This is a genomic window from Streptomyces sp. 8P21H-1 (genome assembly GCF_013302945.1).
This window is the reverse complement of sequence record NZ_JABTYA010000264.1, coordinates 1-19670: the sequence shown is the minus strand read 5'-3', so window position 1 is coordinate 19670 and position 19670 is coordinate 1. Positions and strand designations below refer to the sequence as shown.

The 19670-nt window shown below is 67.6% G+C and carries 21 protein-coding genes and 4 pseudogenes; 12 read left to right on the top strand and 13 right to left on the bottom strand.

All coding sequences use genetic code 11. The features are described from left to right. Positions 1-70: 70 nt before the first annotated feature. From HO151_RS05530 to HO151_RS05520, 3 genes and pseudogenes are all read right to left on the bottom strand, one after another. Positions 71-346 (bottom strand): annotated as a pseudogene (locus tag HO151_RS05530) (GNAT family N-acetyltransferase); the annotation flags it as partial. A 2-nt stretch (positions 347-348) separates the two neighbouring features. Continuing rightward, positions 349-2418 carry a SpoIIE family protein phosphatase gene (locus tag HO151_RS05525; RefSeq protein ID WP_173894978.1) on the bottom strand — a complete coding sequence of 690 codons (2070 nt, stop codon included), beginning with the start codon at positions 2416-2418 and terminating at the stop codon, positions 349-351. A gap of 4 nt (positions 2419-2422) precedes the next feature. Continuing rightward, positions 2423-3604 carry an acyl-CoA dehydrogenase family protein gene (locus HO151_RS05520; RefSeq protein ID WP_173894977.1) on the bottom strand — a complete coding sequence of 394 codons (1182 nt, stop codon included), beginning with the start codon at positions 3602-3604 and terminating at the stop codon, positions 2423-2425. A 100-nt stretch (positions 3605-3704) separates the two neighbouring features. Here HO151_RS05520 and HO151_RS07465 point away from each other — a divergent pair. After that, a pseudogene (locus HO151_RS07465) lies at positions 3705-3887 on the top strand (IS6 family transposase); the annotation flags it as partial. A gap of 50 nt (positions 3888-3937) precedes the next feature. On the opposite strand, the gene HO151_RS05515 reads toward HO151_RS07465, so the two are convergent. Together HO151_RS05515 and HO151_RS05510 are read right to left on the bottom strand one after the other, a co-directional pair. After that, the gene (locus tag HO151_RS05515; protein ID WP_368039434.1) at positions 3938-5095 is read right to left on the bottom strand and encodes a transposase; all 1158 of its coding nucleotides are present in this window, start codon (positions 5093-5095) and stop codon (positions 3938-3940) included. Further along, the gene (locus HO151_RS05510; RefSeq protein ID WP_217422896.1) at positions 4986-5546 is read right to left on the bottom strand and encodes a transposase domain-containing protein; all 561 of its coding nucleotides are present in this window, start codon (positions 5544-5546) and stop codon (positions 4986-4988) included. The genes HO151_RS05515 and HO151_RS05510 overlap by 110 nt, the downstream gene beginning before the upstream one ends. A 614-nt stretch (positions 5547-6160) precedes the next feature. Here HO151_RS05510 and HO151_RS05505 point away from each other — a divergent pair. After that, a complete protein-coding gene (locus tag HO151_RS05505; RefSeq protein ID WP_173894974.1) occupies positions 6161-8545 on the top strand; it encodes an Orn/Lys/Arg decarboxylase N-terminal domain-containing protein in 2385 nt (794 codons plus the stop codon). Between the two features lie 5 nt (positions 8546-8550). Here HO151_RS05505 and HO151_RS05500 read toward each other — a convergent pair whose 3' ends face one another. The 3 genes from HO151_RS05500 to HO151_RS05490 all read right to left on the bottom strand — a co-directional run bounded on the left by HO151_RS05500 (position 8551) and on the right by HO151_RS05490 (position 10104). Beyond that, positions 8551-8901, bottom strand: a complete 351-nt coding sequence (locus tag HO151_RS05500) for a hypothetical protein (protein WP_173894973.1) — start codon at positions 8899-8901, stop codon at positions 8551-8553. 118 nt (positions 8902-9019) lie between these two features. Further along, positions 9020-9568 carry a transposase gene (locus tag HO151_RS05495; RefSeq protein WP_254594755.1) on the bottom strand — a complete coding sequence of 183 codons (549 nt, stop codon included), beginning with the start codon at positions 9566-9568 and terminating at the stop codon, positions 9020-9022. Next, positions 9565-10104 (bottom strand): winged helix-turn-helix domain-containing protein, encoded by a 540-nt coding sequence (locus HO151_RS05490; RefSeq protein WP_173894972.1) that lies wholly within the window; start codon positions 10102-10104, stop codon positions 9565-9567. Before HO151_RS05490 ends, HO151_RS05495 begins: the two co-directional genes overlap by 4 nt. Before the next feature lie 421 nt (positions 10105-10525). Between HO151_RS05490 and HO151_RS05485 the strand changes: the two genes are divergently transcribed. Both HO151_RS05485 and HO151_RS05480 read left to right on the top strand, forming a co-directional pair. Beyond that, on the top strand, positions 10526-11098 hold the full coding sequence (locus tag HO151_RS05485; protein WP_302479552.1) for a winged helix-turn-helix domain-containing protein: 573 nt from the start codon (positions 10526-10528) through the stop codon (positions 11096-11098). Beyond that, positions 11014-11409, top strand: coding sequence for a transposase (locus HO151_RS05480; protein ID WP_368039433.1), 396 nt, complete (start codon positions 11014-11016; stop codon positions 11407-11409). The genes HO151_RS05485 and HO151_RS05480 overlap by 85 nt, the downstream gene beginning before the upstream one ends. Here HO151_RS05480 and HO151_RS05475 read toward each other — a convergent pair. Together HO151_RS05475 and HO151_RS05470 are read right to left on the bottom strand one after the other, a co-directional pair. Beyond that, a complete protein-coding gene (locus HO151_RS05475) occupies positions 11406-11807 on the bottom strand; it encodes a hypothetical protein (protein ID WP_173894971.1) in 402 nt (133 codons plus the stop codon). The two genes, HO151_RS05480 and HO151_RS05475, sit on opposite strands and share 4 nt — an antisense overlap. Further along, a complete protein-coding gene (locus HO151_RS05470; RefSeq protein WP_173894970.1) occupies positions 11804-12652 on the bottom strand; it encodes an IS5 family transposase in 849 nt (282 codons plus the stop codon). The genes HO151_RS05475 and HO151_RS05470 overlap by 4 nt, the downstream gene beginning before the upstream one ends. 84 nt (positions 12653-12736) lie before the next feature. Between HO151_RS05470 and HO151_RS05465 the strand changes: the two are divergent. From HO151_RS05465 to HO151_RS05445, 4 genes and pseudogenes are all read left to right on the top strand, one after another. Further along, a pseudogene (locus HO151_RS05465) lies at positions 12737-12922 on the top strand (IS630 family transposase); the annotation flags it as partial. Positions 12923-13043: 121 nt separating this feature from the next. After that, positions 13044-13961 (top strand): hypothetical protein, encoded by a 918-nt coding sequence (locus HO151_RS05455; protein WP_254594753.1) that lies wholly within the window; start codon positions 13044-13046, stop codon positions 13959-13961. A 292-nt stretch (positions 13962-14253) separates the two neighbouring features. Beyond that, positions 14254-15459 (top strand): hypothetical protein, encoded by a 1206-nt coding sequence (locus tag HO151_RS05450; RefSeq protein WP_173894969.1) that lies wholly within the window; start codon positions 14254-14256, stop codon positions 15457-15459. Positions 15460-15747: 288 nt separating this feature from the next. Beyond that, positions 15748-16956, top strand: a complete 1209-nt coding sequence (locus tag HO151_RS05445) for an SGNH/GDSL hydrolase family protein (RefSeq protein ID WP_217422895.1) — start codon at positions 15748-15750, stop codon at positions 16954-16956. A 78-nt stretch (positions 16957-17034) separates the two neighbouring features. On the opposite strand, the gene HO151_RS05440 is transcribed toward HO151_RS05445, so the two are convergent. Further along, a complete protein-coding gene (locus tag HO151_RS05440) occupies positions 17035-17763 on the bottom strand; it encodes a GAF and ANTAR domain-containing protein (RefSeq protein ID WP_302479551.1) in 729 nt (242 codons plus the stop codon). Positions 17764-18188: 425 nt separating this feature from the next. On the opposite strand from HO151_RS05440, the gene HO151_RS05435 reads away from it, so the two are divergent. After that, positions 18189-18494: a hypothetical protein gene (locus tag HO151_RS05435; RefSeq protein WP_173894966.1), complete on the top strand. Its 306-nt coding sequence runs from the start codon at positions 18189-18191 to the stop codon at positions 18492-18494. A 113-nt stretch (positions 18495-18607) separates the two neighbouring features. On the opposite strand, the gene HO151_RS07605 is transcribed toward HO151_RS05435, so the two are convergent. Further along, positions 18608-18742, bottom strand: a complete 135-nt coding sequence (locus HO151_RS07605) for a hypothetical protein (protein WP_302479550.1) — start codon at positions 18740-18742, stop codon at positions 18608-18610. 60 nt (positions 18743-18802) lie between these two features. Beyond that, complete coding sequence (locus HO151_RS07600; protein ID WP_302479549.1) at positions 18803-18934, bottom strand: hypothetical protein; 132 nt, start codon at positions 18932-18934, stop codon at positions 18803-18805. 75 nt (positions 18935-19009) lie between these two features. Between HO151_RS07600 and HO151_RS05425 the strand changes: the two genes are divergently transcribed. From HO151_RS05425 to HO151_RS07705, 3 genes and pseudogenes are all read left to right on the top strand, one after another. After that, positions 19010-19309: a transposase gene (locus HO151_RS05425; protein ID WP_217422894.1), complete on the top strand. Its 300-nt coding sequence runs from the start codon at positions 19010-19012 to the stop codon at positions 19307-19309. Beyond that, positions 19306-19548, top strand: a complete 243-nt coding sequence (locus tag HO151_RS07460) for a hypothetical protein (protein WP_254594751.1) — start codon at positions 19306-19308, stop codon at positions 19546-19548. The genes HO151_RS05425 and HO151_RS07460 overlap by 4 nt, the downstream gene beginning before the upstream one ends. Further along, positions 19542-19670 (top strand): annotated as a pseudogene (locus HO151_RS07705) (IS3 family transposase); the annotation flags it as partial. The gene HO151_RS07460 and the pseudogene HO151_RS07705, both read left to right, overlap by 7 nt.

Sequence of the window (19670 nt, the reverse complement as noted above, 5' to 3'; positions counted from 1 at the left end):
GAAGTGGATCTTGGCACATCAAGATCCACTTCTGAAACACGAGCCCCGGCCGGGTGGGCAGTTTGTGCGGTCAGGCCATCGGGATGCTGGTGGCTATGGCCTTCGGTGGGGTGTGGTTCGAAGGCAGCGCCAGGGGGGAGTGGTCAGCGAGCATGCTCGTCATGACGAGATCGTGGTAACGACCGGCGAAGAACACGTGGTTGCGAAGGCGCCCCTCCTCCACGAAGCCGAGCCGACGATGAGGGGCCAGCGATGCTTCGTTGTGGGCGAAGAGCCGCGCTTGGCACTTGTGATAACGCCGCTCGGCAAACATGAAGCGCAGCAGCATCACCACTGCTTCCGCGGCACTCAAAGTGAAGTTGGAAAGGGCTCAGTTGCTGCCGGTACGGCTGTCAGGGTCAGGACGGCCAGGTCGTCGCGGAGCCGTTCGCCCCACCAGCGGTGGGCGTCTTCCATCAGGACGCTGGCTATGTTCTCGGCGGGATGTTCGTCGGTCGGCGACACAGCGGCGACGATGGCGGCGAGGTCGTCCGGGGTCCGCTGGTCTGCGGCGCCGGCTCCTTCGGTGAGGCCATCGGTGTAGAGCACCAGAGTGTCGCCGGTTCGCAGTTCCACTTCGGTGACCGGGTGGCGTGGCCTGTCCAGTACACCCAGCAGGGGGCCCCGTGCCTCCAGCGGTGCGGTGTCGCCGTCTGCTCGGCGCAGGAGCGGTGCGGGGTGGCCGGCACTGGCGATGTGAAGACGGGCGGGGGTGCGGGTGGTGTCGATGACCACGTAGACGAGGGTGCAGAAGGGAGTGTTCTGGCGGCGCAGTGCGGTGTTGATCAGATTCAGGACGTAGGCGGGATCGCTGGTGTGCTGGGCGGCGGTCCACAGGGTGTGGCGGACCAGGCCGGTGATGGCGGCCGCGTCGGGTCCTTTGCCGCAGACGTCTCCGAGGACCAGGACGTGGCGGCCGTCGGAGGCGGTGAAGGCGTCGTAGAAGTCGCCGCCGATGTGCAGGCCATGACTGAAGGGGATATAGCGGGCACCGAGGTCGAAATCCGGCATGTGGGGCAGGCGTGGTGGGAGCAGCGGACGTTCAAGAGCACGTGTTGCTTCCCTGAGACGATTGAGCAGGCGGTCCTGCTGCGTGCCGACAGCCATCTGGTCGGCGATGTTTTCCAAGGTGGTCAAAACAGAGCCAGGAAGCGCCAGAGGTGTGGTTATCGACAGCACGCCGAGCAGTTCCCCACCGGAGATGAGAGGGAAACCGGCGAACGAACCGCGTCCGAGTGAAGGCGGAGAGGGGTGCGGATCGGTTCGGGGTGCGATGTCCAGGTGCGGGCGGCGTGATGTGACGATGTGCTCCGCCAGGGCACGAGTCGGTTGGCACAAGGAAGCGTCGGGGGGTGCGGCGTCGTCTGCGGCACAAATGGCGTGTGCGAGTTCACCGCGGGCGTTCAGGTTCCAGACGCATACGCGGTCGGCGCCCAGGCGGTCGGTGGCGGCGCGCACGCACCTGTGCAGGCGCTCGTCCAAAGGTCCCGGCGCTGTCATGGCGGCGGCGACTTCGGCCGTGAGCAGAGCATGGGCGGTGCGTTCGGCGAGTTTGCGCTGGGCGTGCAGGCGGTCGGTAACGTCCTCGGCAAGGACAAGGGTGCGTTTGCGTCCCTCGGTGTCCAGAACCTGCTGGACAGCCATGCGTAGTGCTTGAGAGGTGCCGTCGCGGCGGACGCGTTCGAAGACGGCGTCGGGTTCGGCGTCCCGGTACTGTCCGGGAACGGCCAGGTGGTGATGCAGTGCGGAGCGCTGGTCTTCGGGGAACAGGTCGGGCACCGGCCGGTGCACTGAGTCCGGTTCCCTGAGCTCCAGAACCTCGGCGGCTCTCTGGTTCCAGGCAATGATCGCGTCGCCGTCCAGCATGAGCACGCCGATCGGGGCCTGGGTCAGGAATTGCCCCAGCAGGCGCTCCCCCAGCTGCCGGTCGACCGACGCCTGTGGAGACAGCAGCTGCTGGGCTGCGGCCTGCGTCGCGACATGAGCGCGACGGCGGGTGAGCTGCTGCAGCAGGTCGCTCACCATGCGGGGCATCAGCCGCGCTGCCCGGCTGCCCTCCACCCGGCGCACAATGTCGTCGGAGAACAGAAGCGGGAGCACACCGAGCTTGTCCTTCGTGGCGGGGACGGCTGTCACGGCGACTGCCAGGTCCGCAGGGTGTGGCCGCAGGGAGTGGACGACGCCGACAGGCGCTGTGACCGTCTCCCCGACCACGACCACCGTCGGCCGACGCTGACCGGGTGTTCCGCCGGTGTACGCCAGCACGTCTTCGGCCGAGGATTGGATGATCTCGGTCGTTGCGGCCAGTTCAGCGGTGATGGCGTTGACCGTCCGCTGCTGGACGTCGACAAGCAGCAGCAAGGGCAGAGCGTGGTTCATCGTCTCAGCCCTCAAGGAGTGGTTCGTCGAGCAGGGCCCTGCCGGTCCACATCCGCAGCAGGTCCGTCCCCGGCGACATCACGTGCGCGGCGCGGGCGTCGCGCAGCAGGCGGTGCAGGGGTGAATGTTCGCCGTAGCCGATCCCGCCGACCAGGGTCAGGGCGTCATTGACGGCAGCCTCGGCAGCCTCGGCCACTTCGGCCTTGGCGGAGGCCAGCCCCAGCAGAGCCTCCGGGCCGCCGATCTCCGCCTCGGCGGCAGCGTGGTAGATCAGCCGCCGAGTGCGTTCCACACGGGCCCACATCGTGCCCAGCCGGTGCTGGACAACCGGCTGCTCCGCGGCGGCCCGGCCCGTACGCGCCCCTTTGCGCCGCAGCAGGTGAGTGCGGGCTTCTTCGAGGGCCGCCGCGGCCACGCCCAGATACGTGCCGGCCATGGCCATCAGGAAGTAGGGGGCGACAACGTTGAAGACATACCAGATCTCATCGCCCTCCTCCCCGAGCAGGCACCGGTCGGGGATCTCGGCTCCTTCCAGCTGCAGTCCGCGGGAGGCGTTGCCGCGCATGCCAAAACCCTGCCATGGCGGCCCCCACTCCAGCCCCGGCACGGTGGCGTCGACCACCGTGCAGGAGAACTGGCCCGGCGGCGTTCCCGGTCCGGCGGCCAGGGTCGACACAACGTAGGAATCTGCGTGGCCGGCGTTGGTGACGAAACTCTTCGCTCCGGTCAGCCGCAGCCGGTCACCCTCCACACGCTCCATACGTGTCTGCGGCAGCCAAAACTCCCCGCCCGTCCCCGGTTCCGACAGGGCCAGGGTCGTCAGATGCTCACCGGCAGCGATCGGCTCCAGATAAAATTCCCGCTGCTGGTGGCTGGCCTTCGCAGCGATCACCGCCGAGGCGACGAGGTGCATACCGAAACAGATCGACGTCGAGGCGCAGGCGCGTCCCGTCGCCTCACCGACCTGCGCCACCGCCAGCAGCCCGTGCCCCATGCCCCCGCACTCTGCCGGCACCACCAGCCCGCCGAGCCGGGACCGCAGCGCGGCCATACCCTTCTCGGGCCATCTCTGCTCCTCGTCCACGGCCGCAGCCTGTGGGGCGAGAACCTGCTCACCGATCTCTCGCGCCATAGACACCGCAGCCCCGAGTTCCAGTCGCATCACCGCTGCACTCCGTTGCTTCATAGAGGCCCGGCCAACAGCATCAGCGGGCACGAAAATCTTTCTCGGCGCACTGCTGCCGTACGCCCACGGCTTCCCACCCTATGGGGTCCTCGGTCGTCACCTGCATGGCCACCGCACTTTCCCCCTCAGCTTCCGCGGGGTGGAGGAGCTGATGCTGCAGCGCGGCGCGCTCGTCTGCCATGAGACGGTCCGCCGCTGTTGAGCCAGGTCCGGCCAGGCCCATGCGAAAGGACGGCGCAGGAGCCGGGTGCGGCCCAGGGATAAATGGCATCTAAACGAGGTTCGTCAGGATCGGGCCTTGACCCAAGGCCGGGTAGTTAACGTTTTCGCAGGTCACGCAAGGGGTGTTGGAGTCCATGCCGTGGCGGCGTAGAGGCCGGGGCCGAGTTTGTGGATGAGGCCGGTCTCGGCCCATCTGGAGAGCCGCCGATACATGGTCTCCATGGTGATGTCGCCGAAGTGGGAAGCGATGTCACGAGGGCGCCAGAAGCGGGTGGGGTCTTTTTCGAGCAGACCAAGGATCCGGTGACGGCGGCGGTCGGCGGGGGCGGTGTTCCGGTCGTCGCGGGAGAGGGCGGGGAGTCGAGGGTGCAGTTCGCGAGGTTCGAGGACGCTGATGTCGAGACTGGTGATGGTGCGGCTGGTGTCGGGCCTGCCGTCGTCATGGCGGGTGCTGTAACGGGACATCGGTGACTTGACCTTGCGGGTGCTGACGCGCTGGCGTCGGGGCGGCAGGAGACGGGCCAGGACCCGGTGCCCGATCAGCCCGATGCGACCGGCATCGGCGGGGTCGGTGATGATGGCAGTGGCCTGGACGACCTGGTCGCGGGCGGTCTGGAGGGCGATGGTGAAGCAGCAGCAGTCCGGATCGGTGCCAGGTAGCGACTCCGCGGCCTCGACCATCATGGTGCGTAGGGCCTGGCAGAGGGTGAGCAGGGCCCACATCTCCTGTTCGACGCCGGCCGGATCGCCCGAGCGCAGGACACGCCCGTTCATGAGTGTGTGGCGGAGCGCGTAGTACGCAGATTCGTGTTCCCACCGCTGGTGGTAGAGGCTCACCAGCGCAACCGCCGGGTAGCGGCCGGCGTCGGTCAAGGTGGTGACCAGCCGGTAGGAGCCGACGAAGACGGTGCCATCCGCGCAGGTCACCGTGATGTTCGCGTCGATCACACGTACCTTCTCGGCGGCGATCACCGACAGGTATGAGCCGTCGGCGAGATGTGTGAGAACGGGAGTACGCCGGTTGCTGCGCAGTCGGCCCAGGAATTGGGCGCGGGTCGCGGTGACGGAGGCGAGGAAGTCGTTGCCGTCGAAGCCCTTGTCCCACAGGACGAGCATGTCCGGCCGCAGCAGATGCAGCAGGCGCGAGGCATAGCTGGTCTCACCCTCGGCGGTGGGCCCGAACACCGCGCCGAGCAAGGCCCGTGTGCCGGTCTCGACCAGCGTCATCAACTCCAGTGTGGGACAGCCGTGATGGTAGGTCCGCCCCAGCCAGGCCCTGTTTCGCCCGGAGTCGGGGACCTTCTGGGAACTGCAGCCGTCGAATGACACAGTCCGGTAGGGCCCGAACCGCACGCCGGGTGTCGTCGGCCGGGCCACAGGCCCCCGCGAGAACCTCGAACAACGCCCACACCGGCGCACCGCCCAGTCGTCGGCGCAGATCACGCAGGGCCTTCGGCGTCGGGGAGGCTACCGGCACGTCGGCCAGCCCGGCCGTCAGCTTGTCCCAGACCAGCCGATAGCCGACTTCAGGGAACAGACACATCGCGAGCAGGAAGTAGATACCGACCCGCAAAGGAAGATCACGCAGTCGTTTCTGCACCGAGCGGGTCTCCGCCAGGACCGCGTCGACCAGCTCGAACGGCATAACGGTCGTCAGCTCGCCCAGATGCCCGGGCGCGAACCGGCCTGCGGTCACTGTGACCGTACGGGTGATGGCCATGACCGGGGCCGGCAGGACATGATGAAACGGCAACGGAGCTCCTCAAGTACAAGCTGTCTTGGACGACTGCCTGTACCAACGAGCTCCGTTGTTCTGCGTCGGAAATCCTTCAGCTCCCCTTGCGTGACCTGCGAAAACGTTAACTACCCGGCCTTGGGTCAAGGCCCCGCTGCGTCACCACCGAAAGTGAGACAGGGCCACTCGTTTGACAGACCCACGGCACGGCGCCGGCGCCCGTGCGATTTGCGCCGTCCGGTGCGGTGACCGGGGCATCGACCATCCGTCGTCACGGTGAGTCGCCCCTGGGAAGGGCCTGTGGCCTGCGGGTCAGGACGCGCGTCCGTGTCGTTCGTCATACGGCCGCAAACTGCCCCGACCAGCGCGCTCCACGACGCGGGCGGCTGCCTGCTGCTTCGAGTGATTGACAAGGCTGTTGACCAGGTACGCCACTGGGACGCCACTCCCCAGGATGCCAGACCCGCCATGGTGACACGTCAATGAGCGGCCCGCGTTGCCACCCCTTGGGGTTGTTTGACCGCTCATTGCCCGATCATGCGCACGCAGGCCGCGAACACTGATGGCAGGTGGCGCGGGGTCACCGGGCAGGGGGCGGCATGGCTGAGGGCACGGTTCTGGTGGCGGTGACGGAGCATCCGGAAGACAGGTGCGCTACCGCTGGGCAGTTGACGCGCATCGCCGAGGAGATCCGGGCGAGCGGCCTTCAGGTTCGGTGGGTGGTGAGCGTCTCGGACGCCGAGGCGGTGCTCAGGACGCAGGCCGGTCTGGCCGCCGCGGTGGTGGCGTGGGATCTTCCACCCGGGGCCGGGGAAGGGCCGGGTGGCGCGGCCGTTCTGCACAGGATCGGACGCCGGTTCCAGAATCTGCCGGTGTTCCTGGTCATGGCGGACGAAGGACTGGGCGAGCTGCCGCTGTGGGTATCGCAGTCGGTGGTGGGTTATGTGTGGCCGCTGGAGGACACGCCGGCCTTCATCGCGGGACGGATCACCACCGCCGCGTGTGCCTACCAGGACGCCCTGCTCCCGCCGTTCTTCAAAGCGCTGCGGCGTTTCGATGACGCACACGAGTACTCATGGCACACCCCGGCGCACTCCGGCGGCGTCGCCTTTCTCAAGTCGCCCGTGGGCCGGGCCTTTCACGACTACTTCGGGGAGCGGCTGCTGCGCAGCGACCTGTCGATCTCGGTGGGGGAGCTCGGCTCACTGTTCGAGCACACCGGTCCGATCGGCGAGGCGGAACGCAACGCCGCGCGGGTCTTCGGCTCCGACCGCACGTACTTCGTCCTGCACGGCGACTCCACCTGCAACCGTCTGGTCGGCCACTTCAGCGTGACACGGGACGAGATCGCCCTGGTGGATCGCAACTGCCACAAGTCGGTCCTGCACGGCCTGGTCGTCTCCGGCGCCCGACCGGTATACCTGATCCCGACCCGCAACGGCTACGGACTCGCCGGGCCGCTGCCGCCCGCCGAGCTCGCGGCGGACTCGGTTGCGGCGAGGATCGCGAGGAACCCTCTCTCAGCGGGCGCGGTGTCGTCGCGTGCCCAGTACGCGGTGTTCACCAGCTCAACGTACGACGGCCTGTGCTACGACGCGTCGGCGGCGGCCCATGCCTTCGCGGCCAGCACGCCCCGGCTGCACTTCGACGAGGCGTGGTTCGCGTACGCCCGCTTCCATCCGCTCTACGCGGGACGCTACGGCATGTCCGTGGACGAGGAGGCGTTCCCCGGCCCCAACCGGCCGACGGTCTTCGCAACCCAGTCCACGCACAAGCTGCTGGCGGCGCTGTCGCAGGCAGCCATGGTGCACGTCCGGCCTGCCCCGCGGGCGCCGGTGGAGCACGACCGGTTCAACGAGGCATTGATGATGCACGGCACGACATCGCCGTCGTATCCGATGATCGCCTCGCTGGACGTGGCCACGGCCATGATGGACGGTCCGCAAGGGCAGTGGCTGATCGACGAGGCGGTCACGGAGGCGGTCCGGTTCCGCCAGGAGATGGTGCGGATCGGGCGGCGGATCGAGGCCGCCGGGGACCGGCCGCCCTGGTTCTTCGGGGTGTGGCAGCCGGATGAGGTGACCGACCCCGCGAACGGGACGCAGATGCCGTTCGACGAGGCTCCGGCGGAGCTGCTACGGACCGAGGCGTCCTGCTGGCACCTTGCACCCGACGCGGACTGGCACGGCTTCCTCGGCCTGGCCGACAGCTACTGCATGCTCGACCCGATCAAGGTCACCCTGACCTGCCCGGGAGTCGACGCGACCGGTGCGATGTCCGACCGGGGCATCCCGGCACGGATCCTCACCGCCTATCTGAGCACGCGCGGCATCGTCGTGGAGAAGACCGACAGCTACACCACGCTGGTGCTGTTCTCCATGGGCATCACCAAGGGGAAGTGGGGCACGCTGCTGGACGCCCTGATGGACTTCAAGGACCTCTACGACGGTGATGCCCCGCTGGAGCGGGCGCTGCCGGCCCTGGTCGCCGAGCACCCGCGGCGCTATGCAGGGCGAAGCCTGCGCGACCTGTGCCAGGAGATGCACGCCCACTTGCGCGACGCCCGCCTGGTCGAACTGCTCGACACGGCCTTCCAGCAGCTCCCGGAGCCGGTCACCCCGCCCCAGTTGTGCTACGAGCGCCTGATCCGCGGCGGCACGGACCGCATCCCCCTGGCGGACGCGCCAGGCCGGATCGCCGCGGCGATGGTCACGGTGACGCCGCCCGGTATCCCGGTTCTCATGCCGGGCGAGAGCATCGGAGAGGAAGACGGCCCTCTGCTGCGCTACCTCGGCGCCCTGGAGTCCTTCGACCGTCACTTCCCCGGCTTCGGCAGCGAGACCCACGGGGTGACCCGTGCCCCCGACACCGGCGACTATCTGATCGAGTGTCTGCGCCCGGATGAGCAGGACGGACCCCTCGGCGCCACGACGCCGGCGCAGCGGCGGGGGAAGGCACGGGCGGCGGAACCCTACCAGCGCTGAAGACGTCATTTCAGTTGGCCAGTCTGCGGTGGCAGACGTTGAACCACACCGGTGAGTTGAAGTGAAGCTGAAGATCTGGTGCAGGAGGGCGTACGCCAGCTCGTGCTCGAAGATCTCGGCATCGGCGGGCGAGCGGCAACCATCTCACCACCGGACGGCACCGGAACCGGCGTATCCACCGGACTCTCCCCGGCCAGCACCGACACAAGCTCCTCACGCCCCACCTGGGCCCGCTCGACCCGCTGCTGCGCGGCGTCCACCTCCGCCTGAGCCTGCTCCAGGACCTCCGTCCAGAACTCCAGGTCCTGCCTCGCCCGCGCCTCACGCTGTTCCATCAACCCCAGCACCGACGGCATCGCACCCTCTTTGATCCACAACAAGCCGTCCGCTGCCTGCCCCTACTCCAAGGCGATCATGCCCCGCACACGAGGAAGCCCATGCTCATCGAACAGGGACTCCCTTTGCCACAACGCACTACTGACCTTGTTGGCGTGATGTCGTCAAAGTGAGGCCGGTTTCGGCGAGGCATCCGTCGATGAGGTTGCTGCGGTACTGGATCTGGCGGAGACCGTGTCGAAGCGTGCTCATGAGGTGGTCGGGGTCGGTGAAAGCGGTGTTGGCCTGGCTGCTGCGTCGAAGTAGTGACCAGACGCCCTCGACGGGGTTGAGGTCGGGTGCGTAGGCCGGCAGGAAGTAGCAGGTGATCCAGTCATGAGTGTCGATGAACTCCCGCAGCCGACGGTCTTTGTGCACGTTCAAGTTGTCCCAGATGAGCACAATCGGTCTGCCGAGCTGCTGATGAGCGTCGGTCAGCAGGTCACGGTAGTCGGTCCAGGTGAAGCTGCGTCTGCCGCCCCGTTTGTGGTCGACGTGCCGCTTGGGCCGGTAGATCAGCCGTGAGCGTTCGCCCTGCTGGTAGCAGGCCAGAGCGGCAATGGAGATGCGGCGCTGGAAACGTCCCCGCACCCGGATGATGGGTGTGTGGCCACGTCTGGCCCAGGTGCGGACGGTGGGCGGCGTCATCGAGAAGCCTGCTTCGTCTTCGAAGCAGAGCCAGGCCCCGAGCGCCGCCACGGCGTTTCCACCTGGGGCCAGGTCTCCTTCACCCAGCCGGTGACGGCTTGTTCATCGCGCTCGGTCGCGCGGCGGGCCGGGACCTGGTGGCTGAAACCGTGCCGGTGCAGCATCTGCGCGATGGCCGACAGCGTCATGCTCTTGTGGAACCGGCGCCCGATCAGCGTCTTGATCCGCGCCAGCGTCCAGGTCTGATCCGGCCAGCCGTGCGCGACCGGCCCCTTGGCCATCTCCTGATCGAGCACCTCGAACAGTGCCTCACTCAGCCTGGGCCTGGACGCCGGCCCCTTCGACTCCAGGGCCGGCGTTCCGCCGTGCTCCCAAGCCTGATGCCACCGCTGTACCGATCGCACGCTGATACGTAACTGCCCAGCGACGGCAGCATTGTCGTGTCCGAGGGCGAACAACTCGGCCGCCTGCATCCGGATGTGCTCGCGAAACACCCGTCGCTCCGCGGTCAGCCCACCCCCTTGCGGACACCTCATACGACCGGCCTACTTCAAGAACCAAGGCTTGTCAGCCCCTGCGACATCACGCCAACAAGGTTGGTAACCCAGCAGGTGCTCCAGGAGCATCCTCAGCGCGGCTTGCGTCGCAAACCTCAACGCAACCGCGGTCGCCTTACGTCGCGTTGGCGGTGACCGCCAAGCAGTCCGCGCCTTCCGATACAGACCACGCACGTTTGTATCCCCTCGTCGTACGACACCGACCGGGCGGTCGGCAGTGACCACTCAGCCCGTTCGGCAGGCTGTTCGGTGGTGCTGCTGAGGCCCGAGCAGCAGGTATGCCGTGGTCAGATGCACGAGTACTGGCTTCGGCTCATTAGGGTGAATTTTTTGAACTCCCTGAAGGGCCTGAGGCGGTGGCTGTATCCGTGGTGTTGTGAGGTATGCGGATGGGGGTGGGCTGACCGCTGCGGGGCGGCAGCGCCGGGAAACAGTACGGATGCAGGCAGCCGAGCTGTTCGAGCAGAAGGGCAAGCCGTCGGAGGTCGCACAGCACCTGCGGGTGAGCCTGAAGTCGGCCTACCAGTGGCACCAACTATGGCGGGTCGGCGGTCGTGAGGCTCTGGTCTCCCATGGCCCGAGCGGATCGCGATGCCGACTGTCCCCTTGTTGTCTGGAGAAGCTGGCCTGGTATCTCGAGCAGGGGCCGGCCAGGCATGGCTGGGTGGAGGATCAGGTGTGGACCGCGGCGAGGGTGGCCACGCTGATCGGCAGGAAGTTTCACGTCTCCTACAGCGTCTCGGGTGCCACGAGACTGATGCACCGGCTCGGCTTCAGCCCTCAGGTACCCGCGCTGCGGGTCGCCGAGCGCGACGAGCAGGCTGTGACCGCCTGGAAGGAGGCGACCTGGGACGAGGTAAAAGAGCCCGGGCGGCCTGCGGAGGTTACATCTGCTTCGAGGACGAAGCCGGGTTCACCCGCCGACCGCCCAAAGGACGTACCTGGGGCCGACGCGGCCGCACTCCGGTCGTGACCGTCAGCGGACGACGCTCAGGACGCCTGTCGGTGGCCGGACTGATCGCGATGCGGCCGGGCTCCCGCACCCGGCTGTGCCACCGCCTACGCACCCACCCCGCTGGCAAAGGCGCACGCCGCAGCATGGGCGAGCGCGATTTCATCGCACTGATCGATGGCACCCACCACCTCATCAAGGCACCGATCGTGCTGGTCTGGGACCGCCTGAACACCCACATCTCCCATGTCATGCGTGAGTTGATCGCCGAGCGCGAATGGCTGACGGTGTTCCTGCTCCCTGCCTACTCACCCGATCTCAGTGGGCGTTAAGTCCGTTTCTCGTAGAGGCCCCGACCGGGCTGCGTGAGATGGTCTTGGCGCAGAAGACGGCCGAGGCGGGCGCGGGTGACGTTGACGGATGCTTCGTCGGTGGGGAGGTCGAGGTGTTCGTGCAGTTCGCGGGCCCGCACGGCCTGTCCCGGGTGGTTATTGAAGGAGGTCAGGATGCGCTGGTATGCCGTGGCTGACTCGGTGTCGACGTCGGTGTCCGTGTCGGCTGGAGTGATGCTCTCGATGACCTTCCGAGCGGTGGCCAGTTCCGTCACGCGGGCTTCGGCCTCGACTAGTTCCCGGGCCAGACGCGCTTGTTGCTCGCGCAGGTCGGTGACGGTCTGGGTGGCCGCCTCGTGCTGGGTCTGGAGGGCCGCCAGGAGCTCGGAGACGTTCACGCCATGGCCTTGTCGCTGTCACGCCGGCGCGGCGACGGCACGGTGAGCCGGCGGACCATGACGGCGATGGAGGCCCAGAAGACATAGGAGGCGGAGTTGTCCAGGCGGTGCTCGTAGTCCCGCACCAGGCGCCGGTGCAGCATCAGCGTGCCGTTCGCCTGCTCCACGATCCACCGCTTCGCCTGCGGCACGAACCCCTTCTGGTCCGGGTCACGCTTGACCTGCTCGACGGTGATGTCGAGCGCGGCGCCGTGGATGATCGGCTCGTCCTTGAAGCCCTGGTCGACGAGCACCTTCTCCAGCCGGTTTCCGCACCGCTCGGTGATCTGGTCCAGCAGTGCGATGCCGGCGGCGTTGTCGGGCGCGGAAGCAGCCAGCACCACCACACCGATGATCAGCCCCAGCACGTCGACGGCGAGCCCGCGCTTGCGGCCCGGCGATCTCTTGTCGGCGTCCAGTCCTGTCGTGGTCGCGGGAACACCGGCCGCAGCCTTGATGGTCTGGGTGTCCATGGCCACCAGGGACGGGTCCTCTAATCGGCGGGCCTTCTCCCCCGCCTGGCAGCGCAGCAGTTCCTGGATCTGCTGGTCGATGCTGTCCTGGCGCCACAGCGTGAAGTAGTAGAACATCGCCGACCAGGCCGCGAAATCGTGCGGCAGGAACCGCCACTGACAGCCCGTACGGTTCTGATAGAAGATCGCGTTCACAATCTCCCAGAGATCACAATCGCCCGGATCGCCGGTCGCCGACCGCGCCACCCGCGCCTGCTTCCAGCCGGTGATCACCGGCTCGATCAGCTCCCACTGCTCGTCCGATAAGTCACTCGGATACGACGCACGCTCCATGCGGACAGGACAGCACCGCCCGGACAGGCCGGCAATCACACACACGGGCGACACCGAACCCTAGTAAACGGGACTTAACTCCCACTCAACCCCGTAGAATGGGTATGGGTACACGTCAAACGCAGCCTGGCCAACCTCGCAGTGGTCGCCCTCGACCGGCTCGAAACGCTGGTCCGCAACCAGCTCAAGCGCCTCCAGTACCGGCCCCACACCCTCGACGGCTTCATAGCCGGTACCGGCCTGACCCTCGTCGATCCAGCGTCACCTTGACGATCCGAAGACAGTAATCAAGGAGTCGTTCGCCGCGGCCGCCGAGGTCGCCGTCGTCTGCGGCTGGCGCTATGCGGTGGCCGCCCGATGACGCGAGCACGCCTTCGCAGGGCTGGACGCGATGGCATCGCGGCGCCGGCTGAGGTCCGACCCGCTGGGGCTGCGGCCGGTGCTGCTCGCCGAGGCGACAGGCGGGCGGAGGTTCGGCGAGCTCGCGGCGGCGACAGGCTGCGAGCCGGTTGCCCGGGCCCAGCTGCTGCACCTGCTGTGGTCCCGGCAGCTGGGCGTCGACCTGGCCGGCCCGCTTGGGGGACCGCTCGCTCGTGCTGCCCGCTGGGGAGAAGGCCCGCTGACCGCGGCGGCGGTGCTGGACCTTTCCCCCGGCGCCGGGCTGGTGCTGGACGGGACGGAGTGGACAGTCGAGCGCCGCGAACCGCACCTGGGCCGGGTCCAGTTGGTGCAGGACGACGGCACCCGCGAGCGGATGACCTTCCGGTTCGTGGCCAACCATCCGCAGTGCCGCCCGTCGTCGCGGATGTCGTCGGCGGGGGCCGACCGGGGCCGCCAGCGCGAGGCATCCGAGGACCTCAAAGCGGGCCGACTGGAGCTGACCGAGCTGCGGATGGCCCACCTGCTGGAAGTGGCGATCGGGTTCCGCTCCGGTGACCCGTTCCACCCGGGCCCGGGCGAGCCGAGAGCCGGGTATGACCCGGCGACCACGACGCTCACCAAGCGTCGGCACACGAAGGTGGCGGAACTCGCGGCCCTGGACTCTGCCCACGCGACGCTGCTGGGGCTGGGCTCGGTTGGCTACCGCACGCTGATCCGGTGGGAGAACGCCCGCCGCCGGTTCGGGCTGGTCGGCTGCGCCGACGACCGGTGGCTGCGCCGCGGCGGCGGAACCCGGACGGTTTCCGCCGAGGTTCGGGAGGCGGTCCTGGCGGTCCGCGAGAAGACGAAGCGGATGGCGAAGGTTGTGATGACTCCTCGTGATCGTCTAGCGCTGCGTCCTGACGCCTTCCTGGACCGTAAGGGCTGATGTGCCGTTCAGGAGCGGGCCGCCCACGAACGAGGGGCAGCGCTTTGTTGCGTTTCGGAGCGTGCGGTGCGCACATTTGGCAGTGGCTGCGCGCTTCTGTGTGGCGTCTGTGCAGTGTGAGGTTGTCGTGGCGAAGTGGTAGCCCATACAGGTGATTTGACGGACAAATGCGTACCGCTTTTGTGGAACCGCCGGTACACAGGTTGCACGAACCGGGCTGTGCAAGGGGGCTGTTATGGCAACGTCAAGGCGTCGTTTTCTGGGAATCGGTATCTCGGTGGCCGGTGCGGCGGTGGCCGGCAGCACGCTGGGCGACGAGGTCGCCGGGGCCGCTTCCCTGGCCGCTCCGGTGTCGCAGAGCCCCGACAGCATCCGCGGTATCAAGTGGCGCACGGTGCGCCGCCCGGCGCAGCCGGGTGACAACTTCGACACCTTCGGTGTCCGGTTCGATACCCAGGGCCTGGCCTACCGCACCGCGGTCGCGTCGCTGTTCAACAACGACTTCAAGACGGTGGTGCTGCGTGTCGCGAACATGGGCGACCTGCCCCGCGGCACCACGAAGAAGCAGCGCAACGACGAGATCATCAAGGTGCTGGGCGAGCTCAACCGCCGCGGCATGAAGGTCTACCTGTGGAAGCGGCAGTGGCTGCAGCGCAGCGACCGTTCCTGGGGCGCCTACAACCGGCACCCGGGGGCGGACGAGTTCATCGCCGACATGAGCGCTCTCATCCAGCGCGCGAAACGCGAGGGGATCGCCGGATCGCTGCAGGGCGTGATGCCGGTGGAAACGAACCTGAACAACTGCGCCGAGGTCCGCAACCGCGCTCTGTACATCGCCCGGGGCATCAACGCCCGCACCGGCAACTGGCTCAAAACGCACACCCTGATGGTCCCCGGCGCGGGCATGGGGCCGTACTTCAAGGGCATCCACAACGGCGGCACCACGTGGCTGCAGCAGATGCGCGCGCAGACCGGCCGCTTCGCCTTCCTCTACAAGCACATGATCAGCCACCCCGAGAACGTGTGCCGACTCGGTCGGCTGAACAACCAGTGGCTGGCCAACGTCGGCTACGAGGCGAAGAAGGCGGTCGACGAGCAGATCCGATTCCTGCGCACCACGATGGGCGTGGCCGATCTCGAACGCTACCTGCACGAACACCGCGCTCAGTTCCCTAACCACACCCACGTGGTGTTCTGGGGCGACATCGGCGACGGCATCTTCAGCATGTCGGCTCTCGACAACCAGCCGAGGTGGAACTACAACACCGTCCGCGCCCTGCACAAGCTGCTGGTCAGGCAGAACCGCTGGCACGGACACTTCTTCAACTTCCCCTTCACCTACAAGGGAGCCACCCGCACCGACCTGTGGGGCTACCTCATCACCGTCGACCGCCGAAACGGCTACGCCCGCGCCAAGAACCACCAGTGGAACCGCGCGAAGACCCACTCCGTGTGGAACGAGTGGCACGCGTGGTCACGCGAGAACGCTGCCTTCTGACACCTCACAGCGGCATCCGCCAGCCTTGGGGTACATCCCTTCGTACCGGCTTCCTATGCCGGCCGACGCCACCAGCGGCCTCCGGGTGCCCTGACGTAGCTGTGAGACGCGGCGAACTCCGCAGCGGTCCATCAAGTTGCCTCGCACCGCCCCAGTCCACACACCTCGAGCGAAGGAACGTAACGCATGAGACTGAGACCGACGAGAATCCTGGCGCTGTTCCTGGGGGGCGCAGCGGCAGTGAGCACCGTGGCCGCCGGACCGCCTTCACCAGCGGCAGCAACACCGATGCCCGACCCTGTCCCCTCCAGCGCCGCGGAACGTCCCAGCGCTGCTCCTGCGGTGTTCTGGCGGGGCAGCTGGGCCGCCGCGCAGCAGCCCCTCAACCCGAACGTTCCCGGCTGGGCGCGTCAGGGCTTCGCCAACCAATCGGTGCGCCAGGCAGTCCGGCTCACCGTGGGCGGCACGATGGTGCGGGTACGGCTGTCCAACCTGTACGGCACCACGCCCCTGCGGCTGACCGGCGCCACCATCGCCCGCACCGCCTCCGGCGCGGCCGTCAAACGCGGCTCCCAGCGCAACCTCACGTTCTCCAGCCGACAGTGGGCACAGATCCCCGCGGGCAGGGAACTGGACAGCGATCCGCTGCGCATGAGCACCACGGCGAAGGAGAAGCTGACCGTCACCTTGTACTTCGCCCGACGCACCGGCCCGTCGACCTACCACAGCCAGGCCATCGCCAACAGCTACCGGGCTGAGGGCGACCACCGCGTCGATCCCGGCGGCGGAGCATACACACGCAGCGCACGGAACTGGTACTACCTCACCCGGATCGACGTCCGCGGCGCCCAGGCACAGCCACGCAACGGCGTCGTCGCCCTGGGTGACTCCCTCACCGACGGATTCGGCTCGGCCCACAACGCGAACAACCGCTATCCCGACCAGCTCGCCGAACGCCTGATCAACAACAGGACCCCGCGCCCCGTCCTCAACGCCGGCATCAGCTCCAACCGGCTGCTGACCAAGTCCGCCTGCGGCGGTGAATCGGTCACGGCACGCTTCCGGCGGGACGTCGTCCTCCAGCCCGGCACACGGACCGTGATCGCGCTCGTAGGCACCAACGACATCCGCCAGCAAGCAGGAACCACTCGGTGCGCCCAGGGCGCGCCCAGGATCACCGCTCAGCGGCTGATCGACGGCCACCGCTACCTGATCAAGTGGGCTCACGAACGGGGCCTGAAAGCCGTCGGCGCCACCCTTCCGCCCTGCAGCTGCATCGGCACCAACGAGACCATCCGCACGCAGTTCAACCAGTGGATCCGCCGCACCGCCGACACCAGCAGCGGCTACGACGCCCTGGCCGACTTCGACCGCGCCCTGGCCAACCCCAACCGGCCCAACACCCTGCGCCCCGCCTACGACAGCGGCGACCACGTCCACCCCAACGACGCCGGCTACCACCACATGGCCCAAGCCGTCCCGCTCAGGCAACTGTGAGTGCCTGTGTGCAAACCCTCTCGGATCCGTATCGGGCAGGCGTCGGCACCCGCCAGATGTGCGGGGCCCGAGCTGCGCTCAGGTGTCGGGCTGGCCGCGTGGTGGGCCCAGGACGTCCTGGGCGACGACGGGCCGGGAACGGCCGGTCGAAAAGGCGTGGCCGCGGAGTCGCGCGAGTGCCTCCTGAGTAGAGATGCCCAGCTGGCTGGCGAGTTTCCCTGCGGCCTGATGAGTGGTGTCCCAGTGAGCGCCGGCCCTGTCGGGCCTGCCGGTCTCCTCGGGCGACAGGCCGTATCCGGGCAGAAGGGCCGGCAGCGCGGGCAGCAGAACCGCGGCCGCCATCCGCACGGCCGTGGCCATCTCTGCGACGGTCTCCTCGTCCGGCGTCATCGGCTCGCGGCGGATGAGATCCGCAGCACCCAGGACCTGGTCACCGAAGGCCAGGGGGAAGGCGTACACAGCCCCCATCCGGGCCAGCGGAGCCTGCAGGCCCGCCTCGAACAACGGCCACCGCTCAAGCGGCCGGCGGAAATCAGGGACGACGACCGGCTTCCCCGTGGCCGCCGCAGTGACACACGGCCCCTCCCCCGCCAGGAACTGCACCTCCTCCAGCTGCCGGGCCACCGGATCCGAAGCACCCAACAGATACCGGGCAGGAGTGTGCGTCATCAACGACAACGTCACCCCGTCCACCGGCACCCCCTCACACAGCACCTCACACAAACGCCCGGGCAGCTCCCTTGCATCACCACCGGCGGCAGCGGCCAGAACACGACCGGCCAACCCGTACCGAGACGACAACCCCATCCACCTCCCCCTCCATGCACCTCTCCGACCCCCGGGGACCTTCGGGCCGGGTACCCGCCACACACCGCCACCACCCCACCGCCTCATGCGTCCGCCTATCGCCCGACGCGCGATACAGCGCGACGGCATCCTCCCGGAACTCATCCGAATATGGAAACTTCCGCCCCATCTGGACATCCCTCCCTGGACCATCAAGATCCATTGTCAGGGTGTCCATCAGCCTCAGGGCAGCGGCAGACCTGGACAAGGGGTCATGGCCGGGCTCCTGGGGGGGGCCGATACGACAGAAGATTGACTTGCGCATGCCTTTAGACCTTGTTTACTCCGCAGGAAGTGGGCACTCGGTAGCGGCAACGTCGATCTTGATGTCGCTCGATTCCGCGAAACGCCTCAGGTGCGTCGCACGACGAGAAAGCTGCCTTCTTATGAGCACTGTTAACCCGGCCGGCAACGCCGGTCACCACACTAGCGACGGCACGGCCACTCACCCGTCGCGTCGACTGTCGACGGAGACGAAGGCCGCCTTCAAGACGACCGAGTTCTTCGTCTACCTCGCCTCGGTCATCGCCGTACTGATCGCCTCCATGGTCGTGGGAGACGACGAAGGCCACGCCGACTACTTCCGAGCCGACAAGGCATGGCTCTACATCATCATCCTCAGCGTCGGTTACATGATCAGCCGGGGCCTGGCCAAGTCCGGCAGCCGCGACCCCTACGACGAATCCCGCTGAGCTTGTTCTTTTGTTTCTGAACTCTGTATCAGCAGGTCAAAGGGTGTGAGTGGTGAGCTGACGCCCTCAAGCTGCTACCGGACGAGGTAGCTCTCGATGTGGTCGATCATGGCTCACACGGCCTGCTGGTAGGCGGTGCTGGACCGGCGGACCTGGGACAGCAGCATGCCGCCCTGGATGGCGGCCAGCAGTGCGGTGGCGAGCGTGGCGGTATCGGCGCGCTCGCTCAGCTCGCCGCATTCCTGCAAGGCGTAGGCGCGGAGAGGGCGCGTCAGGGGGTGCCCATGGCTTTCCGTGCCACTCGGGAGTTACAGGTAGGCGGCTCCGGGGAGGGCCGCGTTTTCCTTGCCGGGGCGCATCTCCACCCACGCCATGATGGCGGCGGTGACGGCCAGGGCCACGATGTAAAAGCCGGTGAGGAGGTCCGGGATGCCCTCCACGTCGGGCCTTGACCCCTGATCTTGAACACACGAGACACTGGATCCTGAGGATCTGATAACGGACATCTCGTGGTCATGAAGAACTATCCGCCACAGTTCAAGACGGACGCGGTCGCGCTGTACCAGTCGCGGCCCGAGGCGACGATCCGGCAGGTCGCCGCCGATCTGGGGATCAATCCCGAGACCTTGCGGAACTGGGTCCGGGCGGCCGGTGCAAGTCGGCCGCGGGGACGTCGCGCGGAGGCACCCGCCGAGCCGCCCACGCCGCTGGAGGCCGAGAACGCAGAGCTGCGCAAAAAGATCCGTGAGCTGGAGGAAGAACGCGAGATCCTGCGGAAGGCCGCGAAGTATTTCGCCGGGGAGACGCGCTGGTGAACCGCTTCCAGTTCGTCGCCGACCACCAGCGCCGCTACGGCGTGAAGCGGCTGTGCACCATCCTCGGCCTCTCCCGGTCCAGCTTCTACTACTGGCGCAGGACGACATCCGCAAGGGCGGCCCGCCAGACCGCCGACGCACAGCTCGCTGCCCGGATACGCACGGTTCACCGGGCCTCGGAAGGACCTACGGCGTCCCCAGGATCACCGCCGAGCTCCGGGAGAACGGCGAGGTGGTGAACCACAAACGCATCGCCCGGGTCATGAAGACGATCGGGCTGGCCGGGCTCCGCCTGCGCCGCCGACACCGCACCACCGCCTCCGACCCGGCCGCGGCGAAGATTCCGGACCTGATCGGCCGC